Source organism: Pseudomonas sp. YuFO20 (assembly GCF_035064975.1).
Taxonomy (GTDB): Bacteria; Pseudomonadota; Gammaproteobacteria; order Pseudomonadales; family Pseudomonadaceae; genus Aquipseudomonas; species Aquipseudomonas putida_AE.
Genome location: NZ_JAXDEO010000111.1, coordinates 1 through 7,898 on the forward strand (window position 1 = coordinate 1; position 7,898 = coordinate 7,898).

Below are 7,898 nucleotides of genomic sequence, written 5' to 3' on the forward strand. Positions count from 1 at the left end.
AGGAACGGCGTGTTGGCTGCATGAAATACCCGCTTAAAAGGCTAGAACTGGTGCCCACTTAAATTTAAGTGCACACCATGTCTTGGCTTTGCGGGGCTGGGTAGATGACTTGGCCGGACGCATACACTCAAATTGCAAAATCGCCACAGCGGACGCTCTGACACTGCTCCTCCACAACCAGCACGCCCTAAGTGCAGCGATAGAAGAAATAACCAAGTGGCTGTCAGAAAATGGGGTAGGCACTGTCGCCGCTAATGCGATATCGGCAATGGAAACGCTGGACACAAATGCTCAAGCCATCACCGATTCCATTATGAGGGTACGCCAGTCTTAGATCACTCCAGTGAGGTCCAGGACTGCCTCTGATTTGAATAGCTCCCTGACTTTGTAGACACAATTGACTGGTAGAGGGACGGATAGCGACGGTCTGGCACGACCGTCGCAGTGAATGGTCACACCTCCGTCTGCTCCGCCATTTCCAAGGCATCATCGACTTCGATTCCCAAGTACCTGACAGTGCTTTCAAGCTTCGTATGACCAAGCAGGAGTTGAACCGCTCTCAGGTTCTTCGTCCTGCGATAAATCAACGAAGCCCTGGTTCTCCGTAGCGTGTGAGTACCATACATGGTTGGGTCAAGGCCAATGGTTGTCACCCACGCTTTGACTATTCGAGCGTATTGCCTGGTGGATAAATGCTCTGAGGCGTGCAACCGGCTCGGGAACAAGAAATCCTCACTGCGGAGACGCGCCTGGCGCATCCACGCTTCCAGAACCGTTCGGGTCTGTTCAGTGATTTCAAATTGCACTGGGTGTTGAGTTTTCTGCTGCATTACGATGGCCCGTGACGACACATGCTCCCCATGGGCAATGTCTCGGACCCGCAATTTGGTTAAGTCACAGGCACGCAGCTTGCTATCGATGGCCAAGTTGAAGAGCGCCAAATCACGCGTCTTCTCAGCAAGCTGAAGTCTTACTCGGATAGCCCAGATATCTCTGACTCGGAGCGGGGCTTTCTGACCGACAAGCTTTCCCTTGTTCCAAGGCTGATGGCGGTATCTAGCAACAGTGTTCATGGCTCGTCCTCCACGTTGAGGGAAGACATGGGTGGATCAGTCCCAATGGCTGGTGGTGGCTATCAGACCCATAGCTGCCTGTCAGCAAAGGCATAAATCGACCCAAAGCACCCATTCAGGACGCTCCTGTCCCCATATATAATCGCCATGCGTTGAAGGACTATCCATTCGTCATTTGATATGTCGGTAGACTTTCGTTGTGCGCACCGAGAATCCTGCGCCCTCGTATAAACGATGGGCAGATTCACGGTCTGGACTGGATGTTAAATCCAGAGTTTTCGCACCGAGGTCGTGGCTTTTTTCTATTGCTGCTTGTATGAGTGCTTTGCCGACGCCCTGACCTCGAGCACTGGCATCTACTACGACGTCTTCGATCCAGGCTCGAATGCCTGTCGGAATGCGAAAATGAATGAGGGTTAATGCCCCTGAAATGCTTCCTCCACCTGCTGCTCTCACTACGAATAAGTCGGAGCACTCTGAATCCACGATCTGATTCAAATCTTCCATTGTCATCGCTTGAGCGCTTTTGGAAAGCTGTGGGAGAAGGTCATTCAAAGATCTGAGCAGCATTGGATCGGTTTCTTGAACCATCTCGACAATAGCGGATTGGTTTGTCATTGGAGATCCTCAGTGAAAGGGGAAGCTTAGATGGTCCACGCGCGGGCTATCGGTAAACTCGGCTACTCCCCTCACTGCGATTTTTTGCCCAGGCGCCGAAGATCATGTCTCCGATATAGATACCTTCAGACTGGGTGCGCTCATCGTCTAACCGCGCTTGCAGGGTTTCTATTTCGACCTCTTCTGCGGTGGCGACGCCGTGCGCAAGGATTCGCGGCAGGCAGGCTCGTACGATATGTCCCAGCGCGTACGGGCTGCTGGGTGTTTGTATCAGGCATTCTCCACGTACCGCTTCCACGGTTAAACCGGCCTGGGTAAAGATGCGATGAAGGTTGAAGCCGATATGCAGATCAGCCCCTTCATGCTCGATCATGCGTTGTATCCAGCCCTGGGCCCGTTTGTGTAGCGGAAATCCGTCCAGGCTCGCGGGAACCAGAGTGGTGTCATGCTCTTGAAATACGAGAGTGCCTCCAGGCCGCAGGTGTTGCACAAGTGCTCGTACAGCAGCGACGGTATCAGCCTGATACATCAACACCCGCCGACCAACGATTGCGTCAAACACGCCAAGCGACTCGGCAAGCCCGAGCAGATCGCTATCGATAAACGTAGGCTGGGCATGGTCCGGTGGCGCGATGCGTTGACGCGCAATGGCAAGTGCGCTGGCGTCGTGATCCGCACCAACCACCGCCCCGGTGCTGCCGACCAGGCGCGCAAGCAAGTACGTGACATCGCCAGAACCACAGCCGACGTCCAGTACGCGCATCCCTTCGCGGATTCCGGCATCGGTAAGCAGGCGCTCGGTGAAGTCCGGTGTGGTGTTCGACATGGCAAAGCTCCGCAGGCGTGCTGCAAATTTGGGTGATGGGAGGGGGGCTCCAATAATCGCGTTGGCGCCATGGGTGCTAGACGCAGACCTGCACATTCAGTGGGTGGTACCTAGCGTGGAGCAATAGACCCATCCGCTTTTTCTGCCGCAACAGGCGCGTAACTTCTGCGCACGGTAAACGCGAAAACCAGGCCGCCCACGTACATCAGTACGCCATAGATTGCGGCAGGGACAACCAGCGCATCGTCTCGCAACACCGTGCTGCCGATGACGATGGCCAGTGTGGCGTTCTGCATCGCCGTTTCTATGGCAATGGTGACGGCCTGACGGCGTTCCAGGTGTCCCAGTTTGGCCACTACAAAGCCGAGGATCAGCATCAGTACGTTGAGTGCCAGGGCCAGTGGTGCCACCGTGCTAAAGTTCTGTTCGAACAGGCTCCAGTTTTTCACCAGCGCGCCGACTACGATGATCGCGAAAACCAGCGTCGATAGCCGTGTCGCCAGCGGTTCGAAGCGCTGCGCCGCGTGCGGCCAAACGCGGCGAGCCAGCATGCCCAGCGCGACCGGCAATCCGAGCATTGCGAAGACTTGAATCATCATGAAGCCAACCGGAAAGTCGATTTGCTGGTGCGCGCCCAGAAAATGCCCCATGGCAAGGGTCACAATCAACGGCAACGTGATGATGGTCATCAGGCTGGCGGCGGCGGTAAAGCTGAGCGCCAGAGCCACATCTCCGCGGGCGATATAGGTCAGCAGATTGGACGTCGTACCGGTCGGGCATGCCGCAATCAGCATAAAACCGACGGCGATTGCGCCCGGCAGTGGAAACATCGAGAGCAAGGCAAAACACACCAAGGGCAGCAGAACGAAATGGCAGGCGAAGCCGAGCAGGAATGCGCGTGGTTGTGCGGCGATCCTCCGGAAGTCGGCGGGCACCAGGCCCAGTCCGAGCGAAAACATGATTAATGCCAGCAACAGCGGCATCAGTACCGTCGCGAGTTGGTCACCAGACAAGGCAGTCTCCCAAGCGCCGTCGTTGCGGCGCGATTGTTGTGATCAGGGCGTTGAAGCGTGGGCGCAAGACGGCGCTGTCAGCTTCGGTTAGATGCCATATAGATGCTGCGCTTGGGCGTCGCCATCACCCGGCGTAGCAGGGGTTCGAAAAACTCCAGTGGCAGTGTATGTGCGGTCGGGTCGAAAGCCGCGGCATCATATTTTTCGCAAAACTCGACCGTTCGCTGGTACAGGTCAGGCAGGTGCGAAAAGCGATCACGTGAGTGACGGTCCAGACCGAGGTGCTCGAAAAAATAATAGCCTTGAAACAACCCGTGGTTGGCAATCATCCAGTGATTTTCCGTGCTGACAAATGGCTGCAGGATGACCGCCGCCATGTCTGCGTGATTGTAGCTGGCGAGCGTGTCGCCAATGTCGTGCAGCAACGCGCACACCACGTACTCCTCATCTTTGCCGTCGAGGTGCGCCAGGGTCGCTGTTTGCAGGCTATGGGTCAGCCGGTCTACGGCGAAACCACCGTAGTCACCACTCAGCAGGCGCAGGTGGTCAAGCAGGCGATCGGGTAGTTTAAGCGCATGCAGTTTTTGCTCGTCTGCAATTACGCGCCAATCGTCCAGCGTACTGTCGCGCATATGATGAAAGGCGGCTTGTAGAGTCGGTTTCATACGAGGTTCCTGTCAAAGGCGAAAGCCGGGATCGATGCGGTCAAGTCGACGCAGCAGGCCAGGCCAGGCCAGAGCTCCGCCAAGACCGTGGGTTACTTGCCTGGCTTGAGCGGCGATGCCCGCCAACACATCTCCCCCAATTGGTGCTACCGGCACGCCGCCCGACAGCGCGCGTACCTGGATCATGCAGGCGGCTTCAAACACATACATCGCCAGGAAGGCATCGGCCACACTGCCACCCACGGTCAGCAAGCCGTGATTGCGCAGCATCAGGAAGGTGCGGTCGCCGAAATGCTCGACCAGGCGAGGTTTTTCATCGTCGTTCAGCGCTACGCCTTCGTAGTCGTGGTAAGCCAGGGAGGCGAGCACGAACAGCGACTGCTGCGACAACGGCAGCAAGCCACCCGTTTGTGCCGAGACGGCGCACCCGTTGATGGAATGGACGTGCATCACACAATGGGCATCCGGTCGAGCCGCGTGCACGGCACTGTGAATGGTGAAGCCCGCGGGGTTTACGTCATGGGGTGAGTCGGCCACCTTGCGCCCCTGGTAATCGACCTTCACCAGGCTGCTCGCCGTGATTTCGTCAAACAGATAGCCGTAGGGGTTGATCAGGAAATGGCCAGCCTCGCCGGGTACCCGACACGAGATATGCGTAAAGACCAAGTCATCCCAGCCGAAGTGGGCGTACAGCCGATAGGCCGCTGCTAATTCCATCCGTGCGGCCCACTCGGCATCACTGACCAGGCCGCGCAGGCTGGCGGTTGGATGGGGCATATCGAGAAGCGATTGGCTGCTCATGGTGGCGGCTCCGGTTGATTAAGGCAGACAGGGAAATAATCATGTGCGCGCCAGGCTATAAACTGAAATAACATACAAGGCACTTTGCAATAACCAAATGGGATGTCGATGCTTGAAGACGACTTGGTTTATTTTTCTACCGTGGCTAGCGCCGGCAGCCTGGCCCGTGCTGCCGAGCGCCTCGGCGTGTCACAACCGGCATTGACCAAGTCGGTGCAGCGGCTGGAGCGACGTTTGGGGGTCAAATTGCTTTTGCGCTCTTCACGCGGGATCGAGCTGACGGACGCCGGCGCGGCCTTTCTCGTGCGCAGTCGTGCGATTTCGCGCGAGTTGGAGGTCGCTCTGCAGGAAGCGCGTGATGTCGCCGGTGGCCATGCGGGGTTACTGCGTATCGGCGCCACCCCGGCGGCGGCGAATTTTGCCCTGGGTTCACTGTTACCTCGCTTGATCAAGGAGCGGCCGGCGGCGCGCATCTATTTTGTCTCTGGTTTCAGCGACGCCCTGCTGGATTCAGTGGCCAACGGCGATGTCGAACTCGCGTTATTGCCCTTGCCGGAGCGGATGGATCCGAGCTTGGACATGCTGCACCTGCTTGAAGACGACTATCGGGTTGTAGTCAACGATCAGCATCCACTGGCGTCCTTGCAGAGTGTGTCGATGGGCGATTTGGCCGGTTGCCAATGGGCTGGCTCAAGCAAGCATGAATTTGCGCGTGTGCAGCTCGAGCGTGCCTTTGCGTTGGAGGCGATTGCCTTGCCGAACCTGGTACTGGAAGCGAACAACCTGCCGGCACTGCTGTTGGCTGTGTCACGCATGCCGTTGGTGAGCATGGTCAATTCCCATGCGGTGTCACCGGAAAACCTCCCCGCCAATGTAGTGATGCTGCCGATTCGCTCGGAGCATATCCGCTGCCCCATCGGTATGGTCTGGCGGCGCGGCTACATGTCATCCATCGCGCTGCGGGCGAAGGAGCTTTTGCAGGCGGCGGCACGTGCATAGCTCCTTCGGATGGCTCTGCGGCAATTTCCGTTAATCAGCCCGCAGCGAGCAGCGCCTCATCCTTTGCTGCCGCACGTTTATACGCGTCGCGGCCCGTAAGTTTCTCGGCGTAGGCGAGAAAAGCGGCCCTGGGCGGCAACGTGTTCATGGCAAGTCCCCAGCCGATGTGCGAGCCGACATACACGTCCGCAGCGGTGAAGCGTTCACCGGCAATGAAGGGGTTGGCCAGCACAGCGCGCTCGAGCTGGTCTACTGTGCGTTCATAGCTTCCGTAGCCAAAGAAGAACTCTTGCTCAGGCTCAGGGTTGAAGCCCGCGCGGTGGTTGGTTACGGCTTGCTCCACGGGGCCTGCTGCGAAAAACAGCCAACGGTAATAATCCGCCCGGTCCTCTGGCGCAGGCGCCAGTCCGGCTTCGGGAAAAGCGTCAGCCAGATAGGCACAGATGGCAGCGGTTTCTGTTATGGTCTGCCCGTTGTGCACCAGCACGGGGACTTTTCCGATCGGGCTCACGTCGCGAAAAAAAACAGCGCGTGGATCATCAGGGCTGGCCTGGACGGGAACGTCCAGTGCAGCACCGCCCCAGCGATCAGCTCCGCTGGCCGACTGGTAATCCAGAATGACCACGTCATACGTGCAGCCGATTTCTTCAAGCATCCAGCGCACCATGCGGCCGCGAGAATTGGGATTGGTATAGAACGTCGTTGCCATCGTGAGCTCCTTCAGCTCGTTTCGTTAACGACCATGCTAAGAGCGAAGGCGCATTCCTTCGTGGGCGGTTTGCGCCAGAACACTTGCGAAACGCGCCATTGATTGGCGCTGCATTACGCGCTGCCGCTTCCGTGCGGCTCGGAGGCTGAAAATGTCCCAACTTGAGATCCGCTCCGAGCGGTGCAAACTACCCAAAGCATTGTGGCAGGCGATAGAGCGACTGGGTCTCAGCCCGGTGGTGGTTCAACAACACGCGCAATTGCCAAACGACCTTCACCTGAACGACGCCGTTGTCACGACCCACCAGCTGTTTGCTGTTTGGCGGGCCATTGAGGTGTTATCTGCAGACCCGGCATTCGCCATAAAAATGGTCCGCGACACGCCCAGCGCTAAACACAAACTGGCGTTCCTCGCCGCGTTATACGCCGCCGATTTTCGCGAAGGGGTGGCGAGGTATTCCCGTTTCATGCGCCTATGCAGTCCCGACCAGATTTGTGTCGAGGAGCGTGACGGCAAGGTGTCGTTCACCATTCTTTGGCCGCCTGGCAGCGGCTCGGAACCTCATCTCTCGGTGGAGGCATGTTTCGCTTTTTTGCTGGAGCTCGGTCGGCGAGGCACGGGTAAGCATGTGGTGCCTCTAACAGTGAGCCTGCGACGCCCGGAACAAAACCTGGAAACACATGCGCATTATTTCGACTGTCCCATTCGCTATGGCGCAGCTCGTGACCAACTGACAATGAGCGCCGCCGACTTGAGCCTGCCGTTTCGTGACCATAATCCGGAAATGCTGCACGTCATGACACCTGGCATGACTGCCGCCTTGCAGGAGATCGGGGCGCCAACTGGATTCCGTGAGCAGGTAATCAAAGTGCTGAAACGAGCCCTGGCGGACGGACGACCAACCCTGCAACACCTGGCTCAAGAGCTGCTGCAAAGTGAACGGACGCTGCAACGACGGTTAGCGGCAGAGGGCACAACGTTCAGCGAGATGCTCAATGAGGCCCGGCGCCAGGTGGGGTTTCACTTGCTTGCTGATACAAGCCTTGAACTGAAAGAGGTGGCCTATCTGCTCGGTTACGAAGACGCCCGGAACAAAACCTGGAAACACATGCGCATTATTTCGACTGTCCCATTCGCTATGGCGCAGCTCGTGACCAACTGACAATGAGCGCCGCCGACTTGAGCCTGCCGTTT

Annotated in this window: 10 protein-coding genes and 1 pseudogene; 4 read left to right on the top strand and 7 right to left on the bottom strand. The window is 57.6% G+C overall.

Going from position 1 to position 7,898, the window contains the following annotated elements; all coding sequences use genetic code 11:
- The first annotated feature begins 121 nt into the window (after positions 1–121).
- The gene (locus SOP85_RS30265; RefSeq protein ID WP_442967961.1) at positions 122–334 is read left to right on the top strand and encodes a hypothetical protein; all 213 of its coding nucleotides are present in this window, start codon (positions 122–124) and stop codon (positions 332–334) included.
- A gap of 118 nt (positions 335–452) precedes the next feature.
- Here SOP85_RS30265 and SOP85_RS30270 read toward each other — a convergent pair whose 3' ends face one another.
- The 6 genes from SOP85_RS30270 to SOP85_RS30295 all read right to left on the bottom strand — a co-directional run bounded on the left by SOP85_RS30270 (position 453) and on the right by SOP85_RS30295 (position 4,996).
- Positions 453–1,073 (bottom strand): tyrosine-type recombinase/integrase, encoded by a 621-nt coding sequence (locus SOP85_RS30270; RefSeq protein WP_323629313.1) that lies wholly within the window; start codon positions 1,071–1,073, stop codon positions 453–455.
- A 171-nt stretch (positions 1,074–1,244) separates the two neighbouring features.
- Complete coding sequence (locus SOP85_RS30275; RefSeq protein ID WP_323629315.1) at positions 1,245–1,691, bottom strand: GNAT family N-acetyltransferase; 447 nt, start codon at positions 1,689–1,691, stop codon at positions 1,245–1,247.
- A 46-nt stretch (positions 1,692–1,737) separates the two neighbouring features.
- Entirely contained in the window at positions 1,738–2,517 is a 780-nt protein-coding gene (locus SOP85_RS30280) for a methyltransferase domain-containing protein (protein ID WP_323629316.1), read from the bottom strand.
- Positions 2,518–2,627: 110 nt separating this feature from the next.
- Entirely contained in the window at positions 2,628–3,530 is a 903-nt protein-coding gene (locus tag SOP85_RS30285) for a bile acid:sodium symporter family protein (RefSeq protein WP_323629318.1), read from the bottom strand.
- 77 nt (positions 3,531–3,607) lie between these two features.
- Positions 3,608–4,195, bottom strand: coding sequence for an HD domain-containing protein (locus SOP85_RS30290; RefSeq protein ID WP_323629321.1), 588 nt, complete (start codon positions 4,193–4,195; stop codon positions 3,608–3,610).
- 12 nt (positions 4,196–4,207) lie between these two features.
- Positions 4,208–4,996, bottom strand: coding sequence for a class II aldolase/adducin family protein (locus SOP85_RS30295; RefSeq protein WP_323629322.1), 789 nt, complete (start codon positions 4,994–4,996; stop codon positions 4,208–4,210).
- Positions 4,997–5,104: 108 nt separating this feature from the next.
- On the opposite strand from SOP85_RS30295, the gene SOP85_RS30300 reads away from it, so the two are divergent.
- Positions 5,105–5,995 (top strand): LysR family transcriptional regulator, encoded by an 891-nt coding sequence (locus SOP85_RS30300; RefSeq protein ID WP_323629323.1) that lies wholly within the window; start codon positions 5,105–5,107, stop codon positions 5,993–5,995.
- 34 nt (positions 5,996–6,029) lie between these two features.
- Here SOP85_RS30300 and SOP85_RS30305 read toward each other — a convergent pair whose 3' ends face one another.
- Complete coding sequence (locus SOP85_RS30305; protein ID WP_323629324.1) at positions 6,030–6,704, bottom strand: glutathione S-transferase family protein; 675 nt, start codon at positions 6,702–6,704, stop codon at positions 6,030–6,032.
- Between the two features lie 151 nt (positions 6,705–6,855).
- Here SOP85_RS30305 and SOP85_RS30310 point away from each other — a divergent pair.
- Positions 6,856–7,782 (top strand): annotated as a pseudogene (locus tag SOP85_RS30310) (AraC family transcriptional regulator ligand-binding domain-containing protein); the annotation flags it as partial.
- A gap of 20 nt (positions 7,783–7,802) precedes the next feature.
- Positions 7,803–7,898: hypothetical protein (locus SOP85_RS31525; RefSeq protein ID WP_442967962.1), on the top strand; the 96-nt coding region annotated here is incomplete at its 3' end.

Bases quoted from the DNA above. Each gene is read 5' to 3' on its own strand.
- SOP85_RS30270 (WP_323629313.1), bottom strand. From the start codon at position 1,073: ATGAACACTGTTGCTAGATACCGCCATCAGCCTTGGAACAAGGGAAAG.
- SOP85_RS30275 (WP_323629315.1), bottom strand. From the start codon at position 1,691: ATGACAAACCAATCCGCTATTGTCGAGATGGTTCAAGAAACCGATCCA.
- SOP85_RS30280 (WP_323629316.1), bottom strand. From the start codon at position 2,517: ATGTCGAACACCACACCGGACTTCACCGAGCGCCTGCTTACCGATGCC.
- SOP85_RS30290 (WP_323629321.1), bottom strand. From the start codon at position 4,195: ATGAAACCGACTCTACAAGCCGCCTTTCATCATATGCGCGACAGTACG.
- SOP85_RS30295 (WP_323629322.1), bottom strand. From the start codon at position 4,996: ATGAGCAGCCAATCGCTTCTCGATATGCCCCATCCAACCGCCAGCCTG.
- SOP85_RS30300 (WP_323629323.1), top strand. From the start codon at position 5,105: ATGCTTGAAGACGACTTGGTTTATTTTTCTACCGTGGCTAGCGCCGGC.
- SOP85_RS30305 (WP_323629324.1), bottom strand. From the start codon at position 6,704: ATGGCAACGACGTTCTATACCAATCCCAATTCTCGCGGCCGCATGGTG.